At 63.1% G+C, this 21,101-nt stretch carries 25 protein-coding genes, 1 tRNA gene and 1 pseudogene; 8 read left to right on the top strand and 19 right to left on the bottom strand.

Features of this window, described 5'->3' with window-relative positions; translation table 11 throughout:
- The first annotated feature begins 138 nt into the window (after positions 1 to 138).
- Positions 139 to 537, top strand: coding sequence for a RidA family protein (locus tag AXW67_RS27550; RefSeq protein ID WP_063680417.1), 399 nt, complete (start codon positions 139 to 141; stop codon positions 535 to 537).
- A gap of 55 nt (positions 538 to 592) precedes the next feature.
- On the opposite strand, the gene AXW67_RS27545 is transcribed toward AXW67_RS27550, so the two are convergent.
- The 3 genes from AXW67_RS27545 to AXW67_RS27535 all read right to left on the bottom strand — a co-directional run bounded on the left by AXW67_RS27545 (position 593) and on the right by AXW67_RS27535 (position 2,194).
- On the bottom strand, positions 593 to 1,138 hold the full coding sequence (locus AXW67_RS27545) for a hypothetical protein (RefSeq protein ID WP_063680416.1): 546 nt from the start codon (positions 1,136 to 1,138) through the stop codon (positions 593 to 595).
- A complete protein-coding gene (locus AXW67_RS27540; RefSeq protein WP_063680415.1) occupies positions 1,083 to 1,433 on the bottom strand; it encodes a hypothetical protein in 351 nt (116 codons plus the stop codon). Before AXW67_RS27540 ends, AXW67_RS27545 begins: the two co-directional genes overlap by 56 nt.
- Before the next feature lie 173 nt (positions 1,434 to 1,606).
- The gene (locus AXW67_RS27535) at positions 1,607 to 2,194 is read right to left on the bottom strand and encodes a formyltransferase family protein (protein ID WP_063680414.1); all 588 of its coding nucleotides are present in this window, start codon (positions 2,192 to 2,194) and stop codon (positions 1,607 to 1,609) included.
- A 170-nt stretch (positions 2,195 to 2,364) separates the two neighbouring features.
- On the opposite strand from AXW67_RS27535, the gene AXW67_RS42245 reads away from it, so the two are divergent.
- Complete coding sequence (locus tag AXW67_RS42245) at positions 2,365 to 2,544, top strand: hypothetical protein (protein WP_145927903.1); 180 nt, start codon at positions 2,365 to 2,367, stop codon at positions 2,542 to 2,544.
- 137 nt (positions 2,545 to 2,681) lie between these two features.
- Here AXW67_RS42245 and AXW67_RS42240 read toward each other — a convergent pair whose 3' ends face one another.
- Entirely contained in the window at positions 2,682 to 2,897 is a 216-nt protein-coding gene (locus tag AXW67_RS42240; RefSeq protein WP_145927902.1) for a hypothetical protein, read from the bottom strand.
- On the opposite strand from AXW67_RS42240, the gene AXW67_RS27530 reads away from it, so the two are divergent.
- Positions 2,896 to 3,111, top strand: coding sequence for a hypothetical protein (locus tag AXW67_RS27530; protein ID WP_063680413.1), 216 nt, complete (start codon positions 2,896 to 2,898; stop codon positions 3,109 to 3,111). The genes AXW67_RS42240 and AXW67_RS27530 overlap by 2 nt on opposite strands.
- 8 nt (positions 3,112 to 3,119) lie before the next feature.
- Here AXW67_RS27530 and AXW67_RS27525 read toward each other — a convergent pair whose 3' ends face one another.
- On the bottom strand, positions 3,120 to 3,422 hold the full coding sequence (locus AXW67_RS27525) for a hypothetical protein (protein ID WP_063680412.1): 303 nt from the start codon (positions 3,420 to 3,422) through the stop codon (positions 3,120 to 3,122).
- A 208-nt stretch (positions 3,423 to 3,630) separates the two neighbouring features.
- On the opposite strand from AXW67_RS27525, the gene AXW67_RS27520 reads away from it, so the two are divergent.
- Entirely contained in the window at positions 3,631 to 3,843 is a 213-nt protein-coding gene (locus AXW67_RS27520) for a hypothetical protein (protein WP_027550856.1), read from the top strand.
- Between the two features lie 23 nt (positions 3,844 to 3,866).
- Here AXW67_RS27520 and AXW67_RS27515 read toward each other — a convergent pair whose 3' ends face one another.
- Positions 3,867 to 5,909 carry an acetoacetate--CoA ligase gene (locus AXW67_RS27515; RefSeq protein WP_063680411.1) on the bottom strand — a complete coding sequence of 681 codons (2,043 nt, stop codon included), beginning with the start codon at positions 5,907 to 5,909 and terminating at the stop codon, positions 3,867 to 3,869.
- A gap of 321 nt (positions 5,910 to 6,230) precedes the next feature.
- Between AXW67_RS27515 and AXW67_RS27510 the strand changes: the two genes are divergently transcribed.
- The gene (locus tag AXW67_RS27510) at positions 6,231 to 6,539 is read left to right on the top strand and encodes a hypothetical protein (protein ID WP_245283859.1); all 309 of its coding nucleotides are present in this window, start codon (positions 6,231 to 6,233) and stop codon (positions 6,537 to 6,539) included.
- A gap of 579 nt (positions 6,540 to 7,118) precedes the next feature.
- Here the strand turns inward: AXW67_RS27510 and AXW67_RS42870 are convergent.
- From AXW67_RS42870 to AXW67_RS27495, 3 genes are all read right to left on the bottom strand, one after another.
- Complete coding sequence (locus tag AXW67_RS42870) at positions 7,119 to 7,649, bottom strand: hypothetical protein (RefSeq protein ID WP_063680410.1); 531 nt, start codon at positions 7,647 to 7,649, stop codon at positions 7,119 to 7,121.
- A 362-nt stretch (positions 7,650 to 8,011) separates the two neighbouring features.
- The gene (locus AXW67_RS27500; protein WP_063680409.1) at positions 8,012 to 8,239 is read right to left on the bottom strand and encodes a transcription initiation factor IIE subunit alpha family protein; all 228 of its coding nucleotides are present in this window, start codon (positions 8,237 to 8,239) and stop codon (positions 8,012 to 8,014) included.
- Between the two features lie 162 nt (positions 8,240 to 8,401).
- Positions 8,402 to 8,650 carry a hypothetical protein gene (locus tag AXW67_RS27495; protein ID WP_245315748.1) on the bottom strand — a complete coding sequence of 83 codons (249 nt, stop codon included), beginning with the start codon at positions 8,648 to 8,650 and terminating at the stop codon, positions 8,402 to 8,404.
- A 143-nt stretch (positions 8,651 to 8,793) separates the two neighbouring features.
- On the opposite strand from AXW67_RS27495, the gene AXW67_RS27490 reads away from it, so the two are divergent.
- Together AXW67_RS27490 and AXW67_RS27485 are read left to right on the top strand one after the other, a co-directional pair.
- Positions 8,794 to 9,885, top strand: a complete 1,092-nt coding sequence (locus tag AXW67_RS27490; protein WP_063680408.1) for an AI-2E family transporter — start codon at positions 8,794 to 8,796, stop codon at positions 9,883 to 9,885.
- A 156-nt stretch (positions 9,886 to 10,041) separates the two neighbouring features.
- Complete coding sequence (locus AXW67_RS27485; protein WP_027550863.1) at positions 10,042 to 10,437, top strand: NUDIX hydrolase; 396 nt, start codon at positions 10,042 to 10,044, stop codon at positions 10,435 to 10,437.
- Positions 10,438 to 10,516: 79 nt separating this feature from the next.
- On the opposite strand, the gene AXW67_RS27480 is transcribed toward AXW67_RS27485, so the two are convergent.
- The 4 genes from AXW67_RS27480 to AXW67_RS42865 form a co-directional block, all read right to left on the bottom strand.
- On the bottom strand, positions 10,517 to 10,759 hold the full coding sequence (locus tag AXW67_RS27480; protein WP_063680407.1) for a hypothetical protein: 243 nt from the start codon (positions 10,757 to 10,759) through the stop codon (positions 10,517 to 10,519).
- A 279-nt stretch (positions 10,760 to 11,038) separates the two neighbouring features.
- Positions 11,039 to 11,827, bottom strand: a complete 789-nt coding sequence (locus AXW67_RS27475; RefSeq protein WP_245315746.1) for a YdcF family protein — start codon at positions 11,825 to 11,827, stop codon at positions 11,039 to 11,041.
- Positions 11,828 to 11,899: 72 nt separating this feature from the next.
- Positions 11,900 to 12,142 carry a hypothetical protein gene (locus AXW67_RS27470; protein ID WP_063680406.1) on the bottom strand — a complete coding sequence of 81 codons (243 nt, stop codon included), beginning with the start codon at positions 12,140 to 12,142 and terminating at the stop codon, positions 11,900 to 11,902.
- Positions 12,143 to 12,789: 647 nt separating this feature from the next.
- On the bottom strand, positions 12,790 to 12,939 hold the full coding sequence (locus AXW67_RS42865; RefSeq protein ID WP_161491298.1) for a hypothetical protein: 150 nt from the start codon (positions 12,937 to 12,939) through the stop codon (positions 12,790 to 12,792).
- A gap of 705 nt (positions 12,940 to 13,644) precedes the next feature.
- On the opposite strand from AXW67_RS42865, the gene AXW67_RS27460 reads away from it, so the two are divergent.
- Entirely contained in the window at positions 13,645 to 13,851 is a 207-nt protein-coding gene (locus AXW67_RS27460; RefSeq protein ID WP_063680404.1) for a hypothetical protein, read from the top strand.
- A gap of 316 nt (positions 13,852 to 14,167) precedes the next feature.
- Here AXW67_RS27460 and AXW67_RS42860 read toward each other — a convergent pair whose 3' ends face one another.
- From AXW67_RS42860 to AXW67_RS44390, 6 genes and pseudogenes are all read right to left on the bottom strand, one after another.
- The gene (locus AXW67_RS42860) at positions 14,168 to 14,344 is read right to left on the bottom strand and encodes a hypothetical protein (protein WP_161491297.1); all 177 of its coding nucleotides are present in this window, start codon (positions 14,342 to 14,344) and stop codon (positions 14,168 to 14,170) included.
- Between the two features lie 993 nt (positions 14,345 to 15,337).
- Complete coding sequence (locus AXW67_RS27455; RefSeq protein ID WP_027550868.1) at positions 15,338 to 15,613, bottom strand: ribbon-helix-helix domain-containing protein; 276 nt, start codon at positions 15,611 to 15,613, stop codon at positions 15,338 to 15,340.
- A 400-nt stretch (positions 15,614 to 16,013) separates the two neighbouring features.
- The gene (locus AXW67_RS42230) at positions 16,014 to 16,502 is read right to left on the bottom strand and encodes a hypothetical protein (RefSeq protein WP_161491296.1); all 489 of its coding nucleotides are present in this window, start codon (positions 16,500 to 16,502) and stop codon (positions 16,014 to 16,016) included.
- Between the two features lie 1,027 nt (positions 16,503 to 17,529).
- Positions 17,530 to 17,605 (bottom strand) — tRNA-Lys (locus AXW67_RS27450).
- Between the two features lie 309 nt (positions 17,606 to 17,914).
- Positions 17,915 to 20,584, bottom strand: a complete 2,670-nt coding sequence (locus AXW67_RS27445) for a glycosyltransferase (protein ID WP_063680403.1) — start codon at positions 20,582 to 20,584, stop codon at positions 17,915 to 17,917.
- 215 nt (positions 20,585 to 20,799) lie between these two features.
- Positions 20,800 to 21,101, bottom strand: a pseudogene (locus tag AXW67_RS44390) (beta-1-3, beta-1-6-glucan biosynthesis protein); the annotation flags it as partial.

Here is a 21,101-nt window from a genome sequence, read left to right as displayed (position 1 = left end):
CTGCAGGGGAGAGTTCTGAGGGATCGCCGGTATCGGCGACATCAACGGCGTTTGCAACGGCCAAATCTGCGGATGCAGCGATGCAGGGCGGCGTGCTAAGGCTGCACCGAACAACAAGAAAATCGGGAGATCTCGCTCATGCGTATCTTGCAGCCGGCCGAATGGTCGAAACCGCGCGGCTTTTCCCACGGCGTGGTGGTGGAAGGGTCGGGCCGATGGGTGGTGCTCGCCGGGCAGACCGGCGGCGACGAGACCGGCAACTACGCGCCGGACCTGTCGACGCAGGTGGCGACCGCGCTGAAGCGGATCATCAAGCTCTTGGCGGAAGCCGGCGTCGGCCCCGAGCACATCGTCCGCCTGACCTGGTACCTGACCAGCCGCAGCGAATATGAGGCCGCGGGCGCCGGTATCGGCGCGGCCTGGAAGGAGACGCTTGGACGCAATTTCCCGCCGTCGACGCTGCTTTACATCGGTGGCCTGGTGGATGAGCGGGCCAAGGTCGAGATCGAGGTGACGGCGTTCGTTCCCAATGCCTGAACGCAAAACGGTCCGGCGCAAGCGCCGGACCGTTTGTCGCGTCCGTCGTATTGGCTTAGCGCGACAGCGTAATGTTGGCGCCGCGGAACTGGCTGTCCGCCCGCATCGTGACGGTCTGCTTGTTGCCGATCGTTTTCAGCGCAATGTTGGCGTTGAAGCCGGCGGTGGAGGCGACCACCTCGAAGTTGCCGCCGCCGCCGCGGCCCTGCAGGGCGCCGCTGATATTGCGGCTGGCCTCGCTCCAGCTGCCGGTGATGGCGCTGCCCTCGGCCCGGACATTGGCGGCGAGGTTGAACTTGTAGGCATCGCTGGCGCAGGTCAGCGACATCTCCATGGTGGGGCCGATCGGCGCGTATTTGGCCCGGCAGCGGATGCGCTCGGAGGAGCCGTCGTCGAGGGTGACGGTGCCGGCGCCGCTCCACGTGCCCGCCATGGGCGCGAACGGACCAGCCTGGGCGTGGCTCTCGGAGTTGGCGATTGATGCCACAAACAAAACGGCGGCCGCCATCAGCAGCCGCCGGTTTCGGGCACGAGCCTCAGTTGGTTTATTGGCGCGATGCTTCCCAGCGCCCGCTGCACGGTATGCCTGCTGATGCTCCATTCCACTTCCCCGATCCGGCGTTGCCGTTGAGTTGACCGTTGGCATATGCACCATTGATCGAAACCCGCACAAGACCCTCCCGGCCGATGGTGCCGGAAACGTTAGCGCCGGGCGCAGTGATCTTGCCGTCGGCAACGGTCAACATCGAGCTTGCGGTGGGCTCGCAGGAGCCGGACTTCGTCACGATCGTGACCTGCCAGTTGCCGTCATAGGGGTTCTGGGCGAACGCGGGAGCGGCGAGGGTACCGGCGAAAACTGAAGCGGCACAGATCACCGCATTGCGAGCAAAACGCATGAATTCCGTCCTTGAATATGTCTGAGATACTGACGCGTTATTCGGACGAAATGTGACAGAATTTTGTTGCAATGCCAAAGCGAAAATTGTTCCTGTGGGAACAATGGTTTATTTGCGATTCCGGCTCCGATTTTTGAAGCGGAATCAATGCGTCCGGCCGTTAAGGGTAAACGTCAGGAGAGACTCGGCGCCGAGGTCGCGAACTGCTCGTCCTGGGGCTTGTTCGGCAGCGCCTTGTGCACCGTGGCATAGTCGATCACATCGGCCAGCAGCTTGAGGCCGAGCGGGGCCAGGGCACGTTCCCACAGATCGCGGGCGGTCTCGCCCTTCCTGACGAAGCACCAGTCCTGGGCGGCGATGGCGCCGGCGTCCATGCGCTCGGCAAGGTGGTAGATCGTGCCCCCGGCGATCGGATCGCCTTCCTTGATGGTCCATTCGACCGCGGCCTTGCCGCGATGGCGGGGCAGGAGCGACGGGTGATAGCCGATCCCGCCGAGCTTGGCGGCGGCAAGCGCGTCCCGGCCGACCCGGGCGTGGCTGTGCGCCGTGATGATCAGGTCGGTGTCGGGTGCGATCTCCGAGGCGACCACCAGCTTCGGATTGGCCTGGACCACCACGTCGATCCCGGCGGCCTTGGCGGCCGCGGCCAGGCGATCCTCGCCATCGGCCACCACGACCCTCACCACAGGCACGCCGTGCTCCCGGAGCATGTTCAGGGTGGTCACGCCGAAATGGCGGGAGCCGACGAGGGTAATGCGCATGTGTGTCCGATCCGTCTCGCAACTGCGTCATATTCCCGATAACACGTCAGGCCGTTCTGTCACCACCCGCGGGGCCGTTGCGCCGGTTATCAACAATGCACATGGGCAGGCCGCGTCGAACCGGTGGCCCCGTCGCTGCGTCCAATACCCCGTCCAAGCGGGGGGATGCCGTGTCGCGATGGCCAAAGCTGATGCTGATGAGCGGGATCACATCGGGATTGCTGATCTATGAGATCACGAGCGCGACAGAGGCGCCGAGCCAGGCGCTCGCCATCCTGCAATACGCGCTCCTGGCATGTGCGCTGATCGGGTTGGTCGGCTCAGTCGTGATGCATGTGCAGGAGCGCTGAATTCCGCGGTGCCTCGGCGTGATCGTTGCCACGCGGGCGCCTGCCCCAAGCCCAGCAAAGTCGGTTCCTGTGTTTGATTCTGGACAGAACGATTCTTGCGCCCGCGGTTAGATGTCCGGACCGGGGCTGGCGACATTTCATCCCGCATCCCTTTTCGAACCCGGTTCGGCCGCTGGCGTGATCGCCAGCGGCTTTTTAATGCCGTGCGCCAGCAGATCATCGAACGGTAACACGTTCTCAACCTGCTTCGCGTATCGACGAATCTGTCGCGGATTTGTATTGCGTACCGCGACACTGAAAATGTCCCGCCGGCGCCAATGCCGCGCGGGGGTTTCTGCCGGGGCTGATTTCATGCCGAGCGCGATTGAGCAGATCGTCGAGACCTATGTCCGGCTGAAGAACCGCCGCGGCCTGGACCAGCTGATGATGCACAGGCAGCGGCTCGCGGTCGATCTCAAGAGCAAGTCCGGCTACGATTTCAGCCTGCCGATCGACCAGATCGACGCGGAGATCGCGATCATCGAGTCCGGCATCAGCCGCCTGAAGACGGATTCCGCCGCGGCCTGAGACGCGCATCAGTCCCGCTTGCCGCCGTCGATGACGGTGAACAGCGGCCGCGCCGGGGTTGGCTCGACCAGCAATTCCTCCACCAGTGCGGTTGCCGCATCGACATATTTGCGCGTCGGCCTGTCGAGGGGACGCTTGGCCTCGTCGCCGAGCGCGACCTTGGCGGCTTCGACCAGCTTGCGCATCCGAACCGCGTGGTCGTCGCCGGCCGTCAGCGTCGCGCGCGCCAGCGAGCGCAGCACGAACAGTTCGCCCTCGAGGCGGAGCAGGCGGTCGTTCAGCCTGGTCAGGACGGCATTGAGGTCGGGCATCACAGGGCATTCGGTGAGCGGAGGATCATCCTGATCTAGCGGCGATGGGTGAACGGACTCCAAATGCCCATGGTGCAATTTCGGCTGATCTTTGGGACTGGCGACATTTCGCGATGCCGCCGATGTGACCGGTCGTGACCGCGCGGCGCGTGGGCGCGGCATGGTTCCCGCACCACATCGAAGACGGGTGGAATCTGGAGCACGTTCAATGCGATCTGTCCTGGCCTTGGCCCTCTTGATCTCGGCATGCGCCACGGCCGCCGCCGCACCGGCGCATCACGCCCGCCCGCGGCCACATGCCGTGGTTCGTCCCTCTGGCGATGCAGCCGTTCCGCCCGGCTGGTACAAATTTCCCGGCTATCCGCCGATCCCGCCATCGGAGAACAGGAATCTCGACCCCTCCAATTACGGCGGCGGCTGATCGCCGGTTCAGGCCGCGGTCCTTCACGCTGCAGTTCTGGCCAGATAGTCGCGTGCGAATGCGAGATACCAGTCGAGGCAGGCGGGGTTGGCCATCGCCTCCTTGTTGATGACCTTTTCGACGGGATGGCCCAGCAAGAGCTTCTTGATCGGCAGCTCCTGCTTCTTGCCGGAGAGTGTGCGCGGGATCTCGGCGACGGCGAAGATCTCGTTCGGCAGGAATCTGCGCGACAGGCAGGCCTCGATCGCCTTGTTGATCTTTGCCTGCATCGCGGCATCGAATGTGATGCCCTCGCGCAGCACCACGAACAGCGGCATGTAGCTGTCGCGGCCGAGATATTCGAGGTCGACGACCAGAGAGTCGAGCACCTCCGGCAGCGCCTCGATCGCGGAATAGAGCTCGCTCGTGCCCATCCGCAGGCCGTGCCGGTTGATGGTCGCATCGCTGCGGCCATAGATCACGCAGGAGCCGTCGGGATTGACCTTGAGCCAGTCGCCGTGCCGCCACACCGGTCCCCGGCCGCTGCCGTCGAAATTGTCCGGATAGGTCTCGAAATAGCTGGAGCGGTAGCGCACGTCGCCCTTGTCGTTCCAGAAATAGAGCGGCATCGACGGCATCGGCTCGGTGCAGACGAGCTCGCCGACCTCGTCGATCACGGCGCGGCCCTGTTCGCTGAAGGCCTCCACGGCGGCGCCGAGCAGGCGGCACTGCATCGCGCCCGGCGTTTGCGGCAGCTCGCGGTTGCCGCCGATGAAGGCGCCGGCGAAGTCGGTGCCACCGGAAATGTTCGCCCACCAGATGTCGGCCTGCGCCTTGCTGCCGTTTGTCTTCGACAGCGCCGCGAAGTGCGTGTTGAACCAGCCTTGCGTGTCGGCGCTGAGCGGCGAGCCGGTGGAGCCGAGGCAGCGCAATTGCGAGAGATCGCCGGTGACGGTCAGGTCGATCTCGGCCTTGGCGCAGTTCGCGAAGAACGCCGCGCCTGCGCCGAAGAACGTCGATCTCGACTGGGCGACGAAGCGCCACAGCGTGGTCCAATCCGGCTTGTCTTTGGTGCCGCCGGGGCTGCCGTCGAAGATGCAGCAGGTGGTGCCGCTGAGCAGGCCGCCAACTTGCGAATTCCACATGATCCAGCCGGTCGAGCTGTACCAGTGATAGCGCTCGCCGAACGAGTTCGCGTGGTAGGAGCAGCCGATGTCGTTGTGCAGCCCGAGCAGCGCCAGCACCACGATGACGATGCCGCCATGGCCATGCACGATCGGTTTTGGCAGGCCGGTGGTGCCACTGGAATAGACGATCCAGAGCGGGTGATCGAACGGCAGCCACACCGGCTCGAACGCATCGATTGCCGCCCCCATCCTTGCAAGGATGCTGGAGAGCTGCGCGTCCGGTGCGGCGGCCTGTTCGCCGTGCAGAATGACATGCTCGACCGTCGGCAGGGATCGCCGAAGCTCGTCGACGACGTCGCTTCGGTCGTGCCGCCGCCCGGCATAGGTGACGGCGTCGCACGCGATCAGCACTTTCGGCTCAATCTGCTTGAAGCGGTCGATGACCGCAGGCGCCGCCATGTCGGGCGCGCACACACTCCAGACCGCGCCGATGCTGGCGGCGGCCAGAAACGCGATGATGGTCTCGGGGATGTTGGGTAGATAGGCCGCGACACGGTCGCCCGGCTTGACGCCCTTGTCGCGCAGATGCAGCGCGAGCGCGGCGGCCTTGCGCCGCAGCTCCGGCCAGCTCGTCTCCGTCAGCCTGCCGTCCTCGCCGCTGCTGACGACCGCAGGCAGGCCGGCGGCATCCGCCGCCTCGACATGCCGGAACACCTGGCGGGCGTAGTTGACCTGCGCGCCGGGAAACCAGACCGCGCCAGGCATCTTGCGCTCGGTGATCACGGCCGAGAACGGCGTCGGCGATTGCAGATCGTAATAGTCCCAGATGCTGCGCCAGAAGCCATCGAGATCACGCACGGACCATTGCCGCATCTCCTCATAGCCGGCGAAGGAGAGGCCGCGCTGCTCGGCAAGCCAGCGGCGGTAGAGGGCGATCTGGGGAACGAAAGCTGCGGTCATTACGTCCAAAACTCGACTGCGGAGCAGGGGAGTCTAGCCGGGGCCGGAGCAGAGGAGAAGCGGCGTCCGTCTGTTGGAATGGCAGACATGACATTGCCGTCTCGCGGCGGGTAGCGCCCGAGTGTTGGTGTCGCCTTTTGCCCTCGCGACAGGAGGGCGCAGGGAAGGCCGGGTGCCGGCAGGCGCCCGCGATCCGTGCGAACGGGATCCAAGCCTAGGCGCGGTCTGCCCACGGGGGCGGACGGCGGTCATTGCCGCGCGACAGAGCGGGATTATACTCCGAGGCTCGGGAACGCGTTGCAACCTGGAAGGAGGCTGACCGTGAACAGCTCCAAGCGCTCCGTTCTGATCCTGACTATTCTAGCCACGACTCTCGTGCCAGCCAGCAGTCCATTTGTGAGACTGGCTTATGCCGAAACGGACGCGGACTTGCTCGCGACCCAGATACGCAGCCAAGGTCATACGTGCGACAAGCCACAGCAAGCTACGCGCGACACGAAGCTATCAAAGCCGGACTACGACGTGTGGGTCGTCAAATGTGAGAACGCCACCTACAGGGTCGGCCGATATCCGGACCTTCCCGCCAAGATCGAAAAGCTGAACGAGGAGGGCGCCGAGCACAAGAAGTAGCGTTCTCAGGGGGCGAGTAAATCATCTTTGAGGCGGACGATTAACGGAATAGTTACGGCTGCTTGCCAGCCTGTGACCATTGCGGATCGTCGCAGCAGCGACCTCGGAAAATATCCAGTCTATCTAACCCGTACCTGCTCGGTTGGCAGTCTCTTCATTGGAGACGTCGCTATGTGCAAGGGAATTTTGATTACGCTTCTCGCGTTAGCCTTTTTGGCGATGTGCGATCTAGTTTGGTCAAACGGTCGCTATACGGATGCTGCCATCGTGATGGCGAAACAGATCAGGTACTCTTACGGTGTCTGATTGAGCGGTTTTTTATGAGCTCGATATGCCCGAAGCCGTTACGCTTGACGCGTTGAATAAGAGGGAATGCCCGGATTGCCAGTCGAAAAGAATGTCGTCTGGATTGCGGATTGATATTGCGGAGCATTTGACGTGCCTCGCCTGTGAGGCGCGCTTTTACGTGGCTCCGCGACCCCCACATGCCCAAGTCTTCATCCGGCAATAGGCTTGTTCGACAACAGGCTAATCGCGCCGCATCTCAAGACATCTGCCATGGGCAACGGCCGCAATCTCCTACTTGCAGTCGCGGCAGATCGTCAGCTTGCGTTTCAACGCCTCATCTTCCCGATCGATCGATTCCTGCGCCGTGATGCCATCTGTCTCCAAATGGGGCTTGGAGGCTTTTGCTGCGCGCGGCCTCGTGGGGCGCGCCGGCTGGCCTGACGTGGCACTGTCGTCGACGGTGCCGACGCTAAAGCCATCGTAGTCGGCGGCTGGATTGCGCGGCAGCGGAGGCCTGCTGATCGCCGGCGTGGACGAGAGCTTGTCGGACGCCGCCGGCGGGAGGGCGTCGTTCGCCGCCGATGACGGCTCGCCATTGGGCTTTGCCGGAGGCCTTTTGGCGGTTGCTCGGGGCGGCGCCGCCTTGGGTGTCGCCATTGGCGGCCAGGGGTTGTTGGTGGTGCCCGAAGGCGCGGCCCCCTGTTCGGTCGGCGGTGGGGCAAGCGAAAGCGGCGGGGCGCCTGAGGTCTGGCCTCTCGCGCTGTCCAGCAACCCGACACCGGCAGACAGGAAGCCAAGGGCAAAGAGCGTCACGCTTTTCATCCGCGTCCTTCAAACAGCTTTGGTTGAACAATCGATCGCATGACCGTCCAGAGCCACGCGGTGCTGAAAATATCCGGGATTCAGATGGCGAACAAAGTTGACGGAAATGGGGAGCGGGGGGCATCCGACCGGACTGCCGGATATGGCGATTGCGCCACCTCTCTCGAAGACGGTCCCTGAACGCCTTGCCGTGTTGACCGGTTCTCATCTGCCGAAGCTGCCAACGCAGTTCGTCAACATGGGTCGCCCTCAACGGGCGTCAGTCCTCTCGCAACAGAACCCGCGAAATTTAATAGCGAGGGCTTTCACAAGCGTCACGGCTGAATTGGCTGCAAGCGACAGCGGCGCGCGTCAGCGCCCGTCTACCATTCCACGCCGGCCCAGCGCCGGCCGAACACGGGCGGTCTGGTCTTCACCGCTGTCCAGCCGAAGAAGTGATGATGGCCGGACCAAGTGTGGACGACGCCGTTGCAGATGCTGCATTTGAAGCTGCCGGAGTGCTGCTCGGTGTGGTCTTCCTTGGTCGCGGTGTAATTCATGCCGCAACCCGGGCAGGTGAATTCTTCGATCGTCCAGATGCTGTTGGCCATTGCACGCAAAGTGTTTTCGGGGACCTCGGCGGAAAGCGTAGGAGAGGGCGCTTGCATCGGCGTAAACCGGCCAGACGAAATCCGGTTAACGGGTGTTAGGCAAACCCGGTTTCGGACCGCAATTGCCGGGGAATAATGGGCCCCCGCCAGTCCAGGTCACTTCTAGGGCGTTGGCACCTGGCCGTCGCGCATGTCACGATCGATCCGCATCGTCACGCGCCTGATGGCGAGCAGCGGCAGCCGGCCCTGAACCCGTCCGGCGCGGACTTTTGCGCCGATCACGTAGGCGTAGCGCCAATAGCCCGGCGCGGCATTCCGCTTGAGCGAATAGTGAATGCCGCGATGAATGCCGCTGTGTTCATCGGGCTGTTGCGGTCGGTGCGCCATCGTCTCGAAATGCACAATCGGCATGCCGCGTTCCTATTTTCGGGGGCATCCGTGTCGTCTTCCCCGGTGCAGGCGGGACCGGGTCGTCTTGACGCCCGGTCCGTTGCTGGCAATAACGCTGGGCCGCGCAAGCGGCGGGGACCCGCGTTGATGCCGCAAGGAAGGCCGTGCTCGTGAAAAGTCTTCGTCAGCTCCTGACCGGAGAGGACATCATCCAGCTCGTGATCCGCCTCGGCCTGCTGGCCCTGATGATCATCTGGACGTTCCTGATCATCCGGCCGTTCGTGCCGATCCTGGCCTGGAGCGCCGTTCTCGCGGTCGCGTTCTATCCGGCGTTCAGCTCGCTCGCCAAGTTGCTCGGCGGCCGTCCAAAGACGGCGGCGGTGATCCTCACCTTGATCACGCTCGGCATCGTCATCGGCCCTGCGACCTGGCTCGGCCTCAGCGCAGTCGAGGGTGTGAAGGAGATCGCGCGCCAGCTCGGCACCGGCGACCTCGCGCTGCAGTCGGCGCCGGAGCAGATCAAGTCCTGGCCGATCATAGGCCCAACGCTCTACGAACTCTGGGATCAGGCCTACAACAACATCCGTGCGGTGCTGCGCGAGGTGACGCCCTATCTCCAGCCACTGGCGGGGCCGCTTCTGTCGCTGGCCGGCGATGCAAGCCTCGGGACGCTGCAGTTCCTGGTCTCGGTGTTCGTTGCGGGCTTTCTCTTTCCCCATGGTCCGCGGCTGGTCGAGGCCGGACGCGGTTTCCTGTTTCGCATCGTGCCCGAGCAGAGCGAGCATTTCCTGGAGCTCGCGGGGGCGACCATCCGCGCGGTAGCGCAAGGCGTGATCGGCGTTGCGATCGTGCAGGCGCTGCTCGCCGGCGTCGGTTTCAAGCTCGCGAGCGTGCCGAGCGCCGGCCTGCTCGCCTTCATCGTGCTGCTGCTCTCGATCGTGCAGATCGGCGCCTTCCTGGTGCTGCTGCCGGTCATCATCTGGATCTGGACCGCCAAGGACGTCACCACGGCGGTGCTGCTCACGGTGTTTCTCGTCCTCGTCGGCTTCATCGACACCATGTTGAAGCCGCTCGTCATGGGGCGGGGCCTCAATACGCCGACCATCGTGATCTTCGTCGGCGTGATCGGCGGCACGCTCGCCCACGGCATCATCGGCCTCTTCATCGGGCCAATCATCCTGTCGGTGGCGTGGGAGCTCGCGGCAGCGTGGATCAGGACCGATCAGGCGGAGGTGGGGACGGCGCGCGAAGAGTGAGCTCACCTTTTGCGAGCGCTCGGTCCGTCCGGCAACTCGCATCGACGGCGCCTCGCCTTGTGGGAGGCAACGATTTTCACAGGGCGGTCGCCGAACTTGTCTATCCAAATAGACAAGTTACGATTGGCTCGATTCTGGTATTATTTTACGGCAGCAATGGCGAAGGCTTCCAAGCTGGTTGCCGCGAAGCGCGGCAAAGTTCTTTTGGTGAGGCGACGGTCGGACGGTCTGTGGATGTTCCCCGGCGGCCGCAAGCGCGCGCGCGAGTCCGAGAAGGACTGCCTGCGGCGGGAGATCAAGGAGGAACTGCCAAAGCTCAAGCTGGGCAGGATCAGCCTCTGGAAGGAAGTGAAGGCGAGGAACAAGCGAACCGGCCGCAAGATGAGCGATGCCATCTTCATCGCCAAGAACGCCAAGGGAGGGCTGGCGATCGGCGACAAGAAGGAGATCGATCGCGCCGCCTGGCAGAAGCCGCGCGGCATCCGCCTGACGCCGACCTCGCGCTACATCCGAGACCGGCTGTTTCCGAGGAAGCCGCAGCGGCGGAGCTAAGCTACGTCGGCGCCTCGCCGCGACAGGCCGGCGGGCTCAGAGTTAAGCCCGCGCAATCGGCCGCTATGGCTTGCGGCCGCTATGGCTTGGCAACGGGCCCATCGAGGCAATGGTTGAGATAGGCGGTGCGATCTCTGGGCAGCACCTTGTCCAGATCCGCCTTCAGGGCGCATTCGCGTTGCCGCAGCTGCTCGGCCCGGCGCTTCTCGGCAGCCTCGCGATATTCGGGCGCAACCTTGTTGGGATCGACCAGCGTCTGTGATCGTGCAGGAGCCGCCGCAGCAAGCAGCGTGATGGCCGCGATGCAAATGATCTGCTTCAAATGAGCCTCCGTGAAAAGGCCGATCCTAGCGCGCGGCGTGTCAACGCTCAAACCGTCGAGCGGAGCGCGTTCCGGCCTGTGCCGGGGCGTGGCTGGGCGGGAGGTCGTGTGTTTTCCGAGCAGGCGTGTGAACCAGTTCACAAGCGTTTGCCGCGTTCGCTGCTATGAAGACGCCATTGCTCGACCAATTCATATTTTGAACGAGATGCCCCAGCGGTGCTCCAAGCGCTGGGGCTTTTCGTTTTTGCGCGCGGGCTTCGCCGGTGGACGCGTGCCGAGCTACGGCCCCGGGAAGAATGCACTCGTTCTTCCAAGTGCGCGATATGTGGCGAGGCCGATCCATTCCCGGCTGGCGACGTGGACGAGAAGGACGGAAGAGGCGAAGTTACCGAGATCCAGCCATGTGGTGTGCCCGCTGGTCAGCCAGCCGGTCGGAACGGGCTCGACAGGAAAGCCGGCCGCGCGGAAGAGTCCGACGGCGCGTGGCATGTGGTAGGCCGACGTGACGAGCAACCAGTGGTCGCCGGGCTTTGGAGAAGCTGCAGCCTTTGAGAAGGTCGCGTTCTCGGCTGTGTTGCGCGAATAGCCTTCGATTTGAACGCGATCCCTTGGGATGCCAAGTTCACCCAGGATTTGCAGAGCGTAATCGGCTTCGCGCAAATTCCCCGGAAGCAGATCGGGACTACCGCCTGAGTAGATGATGCGTGCATTCGGATAGCGCCGGGCGAGCATCGCACCGGTGATAAGTCGGTCCACTCCGATGTCGGAAACCGGAAATCCGCGTGCCGCAGAGACCTCGGGTTTGGTGCTTCCTCCCAGGATGATGATGCCGTCCGGTGCGTCCGCGCCGGGGACCCATGGTGGAAAGCGATCTTCGAGAGGCCTGAGCAAGAGGCTTCCCGCGGGGCTGAACCCACACACCGCCAGGCCCACGAAGGCGCCGATCGCAAGTTTGCGGCCAGCCGCGACGTATCGCGTCAATATCAGCAAACAGCCGAACAGGCCGATTGCCGCGAGAAAGTTCGGCAGGATGGCGAGTGCGCCCAGGGTCTTGGAGAGCAGGAACACGGCGAGTTGCGGCTACTTCAGACCCAGCTGGCGCTTGTCATTGCATTTGGGGAGAGGAGGGCGGCGAGCAGTCTAGAGCCTGATAAATCCCGCCTGCGCGGCGAGACACCAAACGGCAGACAATAGAACGATCGCCGTAAAAAGCTTCGGAGCGACCCAGCCGTCGTCGAGCAGGGCCCCTTGCGCCCGCGCCCTCATCCTCAGGCTGATGGTACCTAAGCTGGTGATCAAGGCGGCCACGCAAAGGAGCAGCGCTATCGTGTTAAGGCCTGCCGCGAAGCAGAAGACCGCAATCGTCCCGAGCACCCAATCCATAACCTGCAATCCTCTCTGTGCCACTTAACCAGCGCCGCGAACAAAAGGTTCAGCTGGCGTGGGTTCCATGGAGCACCGTTGGATTGCCCCCGTTCACATTGTTTGCCTGTTTGCGGCTTTCTCTTTTCCGACCGCGTGGCACAAATTCGTCCCCGGACGATTACTACCGTAAATTGCTGCGCTGCGCACGGGGAAAATTGCAGGCGGGCGGAATATTGTTGCGGCTGTCGCTTTCCGCAAATCGAAAGCGGGGAAGCAAACAACTGATTTTGCTGGTGAAAGATCTGACCATCACCTGGCCGGCGTCGGCCTCCATCCGTAGGACTGGTGCGGAATTTGGCCGGTGATGTCGGCGCCCTTTTCGTCAGAGAGACGCCAGGCCGCCACGCCAAAACACACGGTCAGCATCAGAGCCATCGCTAGCAACAAAACGGATAAGAACTGGCTCACCTCCGCACCCCGCAACCGGAACTCTGGGAAGAGCGAGCACGGAGCGCCGATTCGGAAAATGCAGAGGTGCTGACGCAAGGGCGGTTTTTCCCCAAACACCACCAGCGATGGATCGGGCGTTTCAGCCGTTGCTTCAATCAGCCTTCGCCGGGCGATGATGCTTCTACAGCGGCAAGGCGCACAATACGGCGGGCCGTTCACAGCGATCCGAGAAACTGCCAGATCAACAGCAGCACCACGATCATCAGCACGACGTAGACGATCCGGCGGCTGGTCCTGCTCATTCCAGCGCTCCAATCGTTGGTGAACCGTCGGAGGATATGTGGTCCGGCGCTACGGCCGGGCAAGACCAAGTCCAGGTAGGGCTCCTTGCATGTGGGTGGTCTCCCACGAGTTGCGACATAGATAGGTCACCGGATCCCCCTTTTGCCGGAGCTGGACCCGAGTCCTCAGCCGCCGCCAACCGCTGAGGCCACTTTTTGCGTGGGCAAAAGCAAAGAGGCCGCCCGGAGGCGGCCTCAGAGAATCCGATCAGGAAAATTCGGCAGGTTCTGTCCGGAACGGAGCCGCCAATGTGCGGAAGCGAACAGAACAACACTTCGAGCTTTGAGTAAGCTCGCTATCGCTTGGTCCTTCCCCAAGGTCCCAAGCACCTCCAAACGGCCCCGGCCCACGATCCCCTATGAAGCCCCCACGGCCGGGGCCGTCTTTGAGCCGCTATCGATATCCTTTAGCGGCAAGCCCATCCCAGTTGAAGCCCGGCCGGATCTCGGCTCCCCGCTTTCCACAAGCCGCGGCGATGGGACGCCAGTTGCTCTCGCATCTGGTTGCGATCGGATGCAATCCAACGGGGAAGGGCTCATGCGCGGCTTCTGAAGCAGCAGCCATGAAGCGCCGGCGCCGATCACACAGGAAACGCAACCGGCAGCGGCTGGCGGCACACGCCCGCCGGCTGAGGCGGTAGTTATCCACAATCCCGGCGGTGCTGGCGTTTGCTTCGGTGCTGCCGGGGTCCAGGATCAAAATCGCGACTCATCAGAGGAGCGCGGAACATGCGCAATAGGAAAGCGGCGGAAGTAAATGCCGATGTTGAGGCGCGGATTGCTCAAATCGAGCAGATGACGCTGGAGCAGATCGCAACGTTTCAGGGCAGGATGCTGGCCGATATTGCGACGGGAAGAATCGCGCCAAGAGAAGCCAGCGCCATAGATCACGCTCTTAGAAAGCGGCTGAAAGCGATCGAACAGGAACTCCGCTAGGACGGCTAGGCGTTGAACACGAGGCCCGCCGGTTCAGGCTGGCGAGCTACTTCACGATCCGATATTTCTTCCGCCTTGCGCCTTGGTGGTGTGTCCGGCGTACGCTGTTTTCCGAGGTCTCAAACAGAGTCAGGAAATAATGTCAGCGACAGAAATCCTAAAGAGCGCATTCACGCTCGCCCTTTGTATTACGGCGACAACGACGACGCTCGCAACCGCCCAAGAAGCGACATTTTCAGAAGGCGAGCGACTTGGCCTTGCAGCTTGTTTGTCCAAATGCCCCGATAACGACAAGGCATGCAACAATCGGTGTATCTCAAATTCTCAAACCAAGGGCCGTGTGTGGGGCGACGATGTGCGCGCTTGCATTAGGGGTTGCCGGGTAGGCGCCCAAATGAAAGATCAGATATTTGGTTGTATAACGGGCTGCCGCCTTGATCGGATCGTCCGGTAGAAGCCCAGCGATGTAATCGCCGGCATCGCGCAGCGTCACCAGGCACTTTGATCGGATCGTCAAATGGGCGGGGCGAGCCCCGATCTGTCATTCCTTGCGTGTAGCGCTACGAGCGCTTTGTTGTCCACCGTGTCGATCGCGACACACCGCATCGGCGCGACTCGCCGTAGGCTTTTGTCGCGTCCTTCATGACGCTTATCCTCCCTTGGACTTGAGCCCGTCGCGAATGGCGGGCTTCCTTCGAGTAGGACCGTCTGGGTTAAGCGATGTCTGTCTTCACGAGCCGGACGTAGTGCCGCCTTGTTCACGCTGGCGGGTTTCTATTTCCGTCGACAGTGTTGCATCCAAGCTCTAGCGGAGCAGCCACATTGTCGCCATGATTGGTTCCAGCCGGTCGGGTCGACCAGCGCGCTGGCATGGCTAGGCTCGGCACATCTTCGGCGGGGGCGTGTGCCGGGCCGCCAAGCCCTGCTCGCGGTTCATCGCCCGATCTGCTCACGGAGAACAGCGCGCGCTTCGGTCCGCACGCACTCTGCTGGGCGCGGACGTCAAATCCGATTGGTTCAGCTTGTCGGTTTTCTCGTGCCAGGGCTGGGCGGCTAGCTCCGGATCCCGCTTTTCAAACCGATGCCATCGAGCCGCCGGCTCCGCTTGCTGCTGAAGTCGGGTGGTCCACCGCCGTTCGCACTGTCTTTGAAAGTCCAGGGGAATGCTGCTCATGACAACTCGCAGTTCAACCCTGACCCAGGCGATAAGTAGCACACGCTCGTGCAGGACGCGATTGTGCTTTAGTTGACGCGTCAGGCCAGGCGGGACAGCGCGCTAGGCGAATTTGGGCAGTGCTTCTGCCTTCGGTCCCGCGCTCAGATGCGTGGCTCACCACAAGACGGATACGAGCACTAGCAGGCCGCCCGCAGCTAGCATCCAGGTCAGCACATGGATCATCGTTGTTCGGTCGCGCGTCATGTTGCGCCCCCGGGGCTGCCCCACCTCGAAGCAGGCGCCCGACTGGCAAGCGAGCATTGAGCTAGATCAAGCTCGATCGCGGGATGGCTGCGGTGCCGGCACTTTCTGCTGAAGCTGGGTCGACGCGGCGAGGTTCTTAAAGTAACCGAGGACGAACACGCGTATCGCGGAGGATAGATTACCTTGCTGGCGGTTGCGGTCGATCTCTCCGACCAACTGCGAGAGCGTCATGTTGCGCAGGCTGGAAATCTCTTTCAGGCCAGTCCAGAAGGCCTCCTCGATGCTGACGCTGGTCCTGTGGCCGTCGACGACGATGGATCGTTTCGCTACCGGGGATTTCACGGCTATTCCTCGCGCTCGATGCAGTCCGACTGCAAACGAGAACGGCCCCGGCACGCGAGGCTGGGTACACGCCGGAGCCGTCCCTCTCTATGCGCACCGCCGCGCGCAAAGCCACTGTACCGGGAAGGAGCGGCAGAGTGAGATGCGCTCTGGGAGTAATCCCTAGGTATCTCGATAGCTATCGAGGGCGGACTCCTCGTCGGAGTCTGATCCGCGGCTATGGGGGCGGGATCAGCACATCATCGACGAACTCAGGGCGTTCGAGCGCGCCGGCTTACTTGAGACGGCGAGCAACCATCGCGCGGAGATCTCCGACCGCGTGCGCGGCAAGTTCCTGTCCGGAAGACTACTGCCATGGCGCTCGTTGGGTGGAGCTTGAAGCGCCGGCCGAGCGGCAAAATCATTGAGGCTGGCCGCCCGATTGGGACGCTTGGCCGCCGCCGTACCCGGAGGTATTGCCGCCGCCGCAACCGCAACCTCGGCAGCCAGCGCAGCCGCAGCCTCGGCAGCCTCCGCAGCCGCAACCACGACAGCCGCCGCAGCCGCAGCCACGCGCGATCTGTTGGAAACCGGTGCCAACGTTCTCTTTGTCGAAGAGATGGAACGTGGCGAGACTGACGTCGGCCATTTCCTCTTCGCCAAGAAGGAAGCGCTGATTGGGCGAGGTATTATCAGATTGCGGGATACCAGCAGTGGGCATCGTGGATGCGGATGCACTACCCATCAGCGAAAGACCCAGTCCGGCGGCACCCAGCACCTTCATGGCGGCGGCTTTGGCTGTGCGTTTTTGCTTCGAAGCTTGCTTGACCCTTGGCATGGTCGCATCCCTCCGGAGGTTCTTTTTGAGAAAACGCTTGGCAAGCGTGCGCTCGGCCAAACCGGCGCGCAAGAGTTAACCTGCGCCATGCGGCCGTCTTGGACAGCCTCAATGTTGGCGGCGAGCTCGACCAGCTTACGTGCGGCGGCTTCGGGGTTGGCGAAGGGGCGTTCGGTGGTGAGTTTCATTGCTGGAATCAGAACCTGTAGCCCATGCTTGATGCGTAACTTGCCGGGGGATGTCATGCCAGTTGGGGAGATGTTCACAGATCCCAGGGCGCCACACTCTGAGCAGACCATGCGTAAGCCAACACGCGACCACGGCTGATCCTGTGGAAGAGTGTCGAGCCGGACGTCGACCCTGCGATCGCAGCGGCCGTTCAGGCACTGGATGTTGCAGGTGACATGGCCATCGGCCAGCCAATCGGCAGGGCCGCGGTCCATTTCGTGTATCGACGGCGAGAGCGCATGCCGCCAAGAATGGCGCCGCCAGCGCCGAGTCAAATTATCGATTCCCGGTGGGTCGGAACGGCGCCGAGCCACAGCCTGTCGTGGGTGTGGATAAGAGGCTGCCAACTGGCGGCCTTACTTGCGAGGCGAGGCCCGGAGACGGAGGCGAATCCAAACCGGGCCTCGGCCATCAATCATCCAAGTGGGAATTAGATGATTGCCAAAAGTACCACGAGGCACTGACGCCGGCCTTACGCGTTCGTTAACGGAAATTAGGCCAGCCACAGAACCCGGAAGCAGGCCAGCACTGGATAGCGGATAAGAGGCCGCCAACAGAGGCGGCCTTTCTTATTCAGCGAACATCACAAAAAGTAGCCAGCCGATCACCACCACCATCCACGCGAGCGCAAAGAGAAAATAGAAGCTATCGCGCCTCATGGTCGCGCTCGCCAGCCAGCCGCCTGCTCAAGCTAGTCTGGAGGGTAGGGCGTCGCGCTTACGCTGGCCTGACGACCCTTGATCAATCCCAAGTGAACCGGATGGCAGCGAGCGTTCTCGGAGGTTGGGGATAATCAGCGTTGCACGACCAGATGACGATCAGCACTGGCTATGCGGTGTCGGACCTAACCAAATGAAATTGTTTGCCTTATTGGTGAGCGCGCTGGGGCTCGAACCCAGGACCCCGTGATTAAAAGTCACGTGCTCTACCGGCTGAGCTACGCGCTCCCATGGCCGCTGGATGGCTTTGCGAGATCGGTCGCCATCGTCTTCGGTCATTCGAGAAGCATGTCTTGCCGCCACGTCTGATCGTGCGTCGCGGGGAAAACCGGTAAGGCCATTTCCGGATCATGCTTTCGGCCCGCGCTGTGTAGGGGGAGCGGCCGCTCAGGTCAATAGTGCGGGTGGGCGCCGAACTTCGCAGCAGGGGCAGGGATTCTTCCGGCGTTTCCGCCGTTTAGGCAGGAATTCTCAACGCGATTGGCGCCGCGTCATCCACGCCGAAGTGTGCGGGATGACGCCACAGTGCTTGGCCAGTTAGTTCGCCTCGCGGCGGACCTCGCTCGGCACGGGTTGGGGGGAACCGGCCGGTGTCGGCAGCGCGACGGGGCGAAGGCCGATCAGCTCGGCGGTGCGGATCGCGCTGTCGCGCCAGAACTGGAACGAGTTGATGCGGCTGAGCTCGAGGATTGCGATCGCCACCGCGGCAAGGAACGGCAGGCTCTGCAGCACCAGTACGCCGGCGAAGATGTAGATCTCGGTGATCTGCCTGAAACTGTTGGAGGCGATCAGGACGCCGGCGCCGACCAGGAGCAGGGTGCCGATCACGGCCTCCCAGAACGCCTGGAATTCGATCGACATGCGCGACAGGCCGCCCTTGGAGGTGCGCGCGAATGCGATGTGCTCGGTGATCAGTCCTTGAGCGACCGCGCGCGACACCGTCCATTGCACGCTCATCGCCGCGATCATGGCGCCCAGCATCTGGCCGGGCTTCACCGCGACGCGCAGGCGGTACATCGACAGGAAGTGTGCCAGCGAGACGATGAAGGCGGCGATGATCGGCAGCGTCAAAATCTTGTCGGGAATGGCGATGTCGGCAAACGCGACGATCGGCACCCAGACGAGGTTGAGCAGCGCCACGACCACGCCGAGACTTTCGGCCCCTAACCAGTTCAGCCAGCCGAGACCGTACTCGCGCTTCTGGTCGGGCGTCAGCCGGCTCCTGCCGGGCATGAAGTGGCGCCAGTGCTTCTTCACGATCTGGAGGCCGCCATAGGCCCAGCGGTGACGCTGTTTCTTGAAGGCCTCATAGGTGTCCGGCAGCAGGCCCTGGCCATAGCGGTGGTTGGTGTAGTGGGTGGTCCAGCCAAGCTCCTGGATCGCGAGGCCGAGATCGGAGTCCTCGCAGATGGTGTCGCTCGACCAACCGCCGGCCATGTCCATTGCGGCGCGGCGGATCAGGCACATCGTGCCGTGCACGATGATGGCGTTGGCCTCGTTGCGCTGGACCATGCCGATGTCGAAGAAGCCCGCGTACTCGCCGTTCATGATGTAGTGCATGATCGACAGGTCGCCGTCGCGGTGCTCCTGCGGCGCCTGCACGAGGCCGACGCGCGGATCGGCGAACGCCGGCACGAGATCCTTCAGCCAGTCGGGATCAACGACATAGTCGGCATCGAGAATGCCGATGATCTCGGCATCCGCCGCGGTGCGGTCCATCGCAATCCGCAGCGCGCCGGCCTTGAAGCCCTGCACCTTCTCGGCGTTGATGAACTTGAAGCGTTCACCGAGCGCGCGGCAGTGGTCCTGGATCGGTTGCCAGAAGGCCGGATCGGGCGTGTTGTTGATGATGACCACGCATTCGTAGTTCGGATAGTTCAGCCGCGACAGCGCATCGAGCGTCTGCTTCAGCATGTCGACCGGCTCGAAATAAGCGGGGATGTGGATCGAGACCTTCGGGCAGTAGTTCTCGGGTACGTCAGCGATCGGCTTGCCCTTGGCCAGCAGCCGCTGCGGCGGCCGGCCGAAGGCGACCGCCGCGATCTCGTCGACGCGGGCCATCGCAATGAGGACGAGCGGAACAAGCAGGATCATGCCGAGCGTCAGCGCGAAGGCCGAGCCGAAGATGAAATAATGCCCGTTCCAGAAAGCGAACACGGTCGCGGCCCAGGCGCCGACGCCGTTGGCGGTTGCCGACAGCAGGAAGGCCTGCTTCGCGGTCGGCTGTTCCAGTCGCAGGATCGGCAGCGACAGGAGGATGCCGACCAAGAGCGCGATCGTCATCAGCTTCCAGTAATCGGGATTCTCGACCGGGCCGGTCCACGCGAATTTCGGCTCGCGGCTGGCGTTGAGGATTCCCCAGTACGGACCGACGCCGCCTTCGAAGAACTTCCAGGGCTGATCGATCGCCTCGACGATGTTGTATTCCATGCCGAGCGCTTCGGCGCGACTGACGAAGTTGCGCAGCGTCAGCGCCTGCTGGAACGGACCGGGGTCGGCGTTGCGCAAGTTGTAGCCGGCGCTCGGCCAGCCGAACTCGGCGATCACGATGCGCTTGCCCGGGAACAGGTTGCGCAGCAGGTTGTAGCGGTCGACGGCCTGGTCGACCGCCTGATCCGAGCGGAAGTTTTCCCAGTAGGGCAGGACGTGGGCGGCGATGAAGTCGACGTTCGAGGCAAGGTCCGGATTGTCGCGCCAGATGTTCCAGATCTCGCCGGTGGTGACGGGAACGCGGACCGCGCTCCTGACCTTCTTGATCATCTCGATGAGGTCTTCGACCTTCTGCTCGCCGCGGTAGATCACCTCGTTGCCGACGACGACGCCGATGACGTTGCTGTTCTTGCGGGCGAGCTCGATCGCGGCCTTGATCTCGCGCTCGTTGCGATCCTTGTCCTTGTCGATCCAGGCGCCGACGGTGACCTTGAGGCCGAACTCGGCCGCAATCGGCGGCACCAGCTCCACACCGCCCGTGGACGAATAGAGACGGATCGCGCGTGTCATCGTCGACAGCGTCTTCATGTCGGCGCGGATCTGCTCAATCGTCGGAATGTTGTCGACGTCGGGGTGGCCTGAACCCGCGAACGGCGCGTAGGAGACGCTCGGCAGGAGCCCCTTGAAGTCGGGTGCGGGTTCCTTGTCGCGCAAGACTACCCAGATGCCCGCGTGGAGCACGGACACAAGCAACAGAACGGCGGCGACAACGCGCATCGCGGCTAAACCAAACGGGGCTGAGGTGGCAGGGAAGCGGATCCGACCCCGAGATCCGACCAAGTCCGCGGCAAATGGAGCATACCTCCGCCGCGCGGTTTCACAACTGTCATGGCCTCATGTCCTTACGAGGGCATGTCTTTCGGAAAGCAGCGTGGCGGTGCCAACCGCTGCTATCGCCGATCGTTCCTGAACGCAGGCTGAAACGATCGCGGCTATTTCTGGGGCGCCGGCGTCGGGCTGGCCGCAGGCGATGGGCTCGCCGCCGGCTGCGGCGGCGTCGCGCCGGTCGTCGGCGCGGCGGGCTGCGAGGCCGCGGCCGCCGCCTGCTGCGGCTGTGCCGCCGGGTTGATCCAGCAGGCGTGCACGCGGCTGTCCAGCGTCTCGGCAACCTTGGGATCGATCTGGGCGCCGAACCGCGTCAGGCAGCGGAACGCCGCCTGGATGTGACCGCCGGGGCAGCCGAAGCGGTCGTAGAGGTCGAGGTGGCGGAACGCGGTATCGAGGTCATCCCGCC

The sequence above is a fragment of the Bradyrhizobium neotropicale genome, assembly GCF_001641695.1.
GTDB classification, from domain to species: Bacteria; Pseudomonadota; Alphaproteobacteria; order Rhizobiales; family Xanthobacteraceae; genus Bradyrhizobium; species Bradyrhizobium neotropicale.
This window is presented reverse-complemented; position numbering and strand designations above follow the sequence as displayed.

What these genes read in the sequence shown, in the direction of transcription:
- AXW67_RS27550 (WP_063680417.1), top strand. Translation starts at nt 139, where the DNA reads ATGCGTATCTTGCAGCCGGCCGAATGGTCGAAACCGCGCGGCTTTTCC.
- AXW67_RS27545 (WP_063680416.1), bottom strand. Translation starts at nt 1,138, where the DNA reads ATGGAGCATCAGCAGGCATACCGTGCAGCGGGCGCTGGGAAGCATCGC.
- AXW67_RS27540 (WP_063680415.1), bottom strand. Translation starts at nt 1,433, where the DNA reads ATGCGTTTTGCTCGCAATGCGGTGATCTGTGCCGCTTCAGTTTTCGCC.
- AXW67_RS27535 (WP_063680414.1), bottom strand. Translation starts at nt 2,194, where the DNA reads ATGCGCATTACCCTCGTCGGCTCCCGCCATTTCGGCGTGACCACCCTG.
- AXW67_RS27530 (WP_063680413.1), top strand. Translation starts at nt 2,896, where the DNA reads ATGCCGAGCGCGATTGAGCAGATCGTCGAGACCTATGTCCGGCTGAAG.
- AXW67_RS42240 (WP_145927902.1), bottom strand. Translation starts at nt 2,897, where the DNA reads ATGAAATCAGCCCCGGCAGAAACCCCCGCGCGGCATTGGCGCCGGCGG.
- AXW67_RS27525 (WP_063680412.1), bottom strand. Translation starts at nt 3,422, where the DNA reads ATGCCCGACCTCAATGCCGTCCTGACCAGGCTGAACGACCGCCTGCTC.
- AXW67_RS27520 (WP_027550856.1), top strand. Translation starts at nt 3,631, where the DNA reads ATGCGATCTGTCCTGGCCTTGGCCCTCTTGATCTCGGCATGCGCCACG.
- AXW67_RS27515 (WP_063680411.1), bottom strand. Translation starts at nt 5,909, where the DNA reads ATGACCGCAGCTTTCGTTCCCCAGATCGCCCTCTACCGCCGCTGGCTT.
- AXW67_RS42870 (WP_063680410.1), bottom strand. Translation starts at nt 7,649, where the DNA reads ATGAAAAGCGTGACGCTCTTTGCCCTTGGCTTCCTGTCTGCCGGTGTC.
- AXW67_RS27500 (WP_063680409.1), bottom strand. Translation starts at nt 8,239, where the DNA reads ATGGCCAACAGCATCTGGACGATCGAAGAATTCACCTGCCCGGGTTGC.
- AXW67_RS27495 (WP_245315748.1), bottom strand. Translation starts at nt 8,650, where the DNA reads ATGCCGATTGTGCATTTCGAGACGATGGCGCACCGACCGCAACAGCCC.
- AXW67_RS27485 (WP_027550863.1), top strand. Translation starts at nt 10,042, where the DNA reads ATGGCGAAGGCTTCCAAGCTGGTTGCCGCGAAGCGCGGCAAAGTTCTT.
- AXW67_RS27470 (WP_063680406.1), bottom strand. Translation starts at nt 12,142, where the DNA reads ATGGATTGGGTGCTCGGGACGATTGCGGTCTTCTGCTTCGCGGCAGGC.
- AXW67_RS27460 (WP_063680404.1), top strand. Translation starts at nt 13,645, where the DNA reads ATGCGCAATAGGAAAGCGGCGGAAGTAAATGCCGATGTTGAGGCGCGG.
- AXW67_RS27445 (WP_063680403.1), bottom strand. Translation starts at nt 20,584, where the DNA reads ATGCGCGTTGTCGCCGCCGTTCTGTTGCTTGTGTCCGTGCTCCACGCG.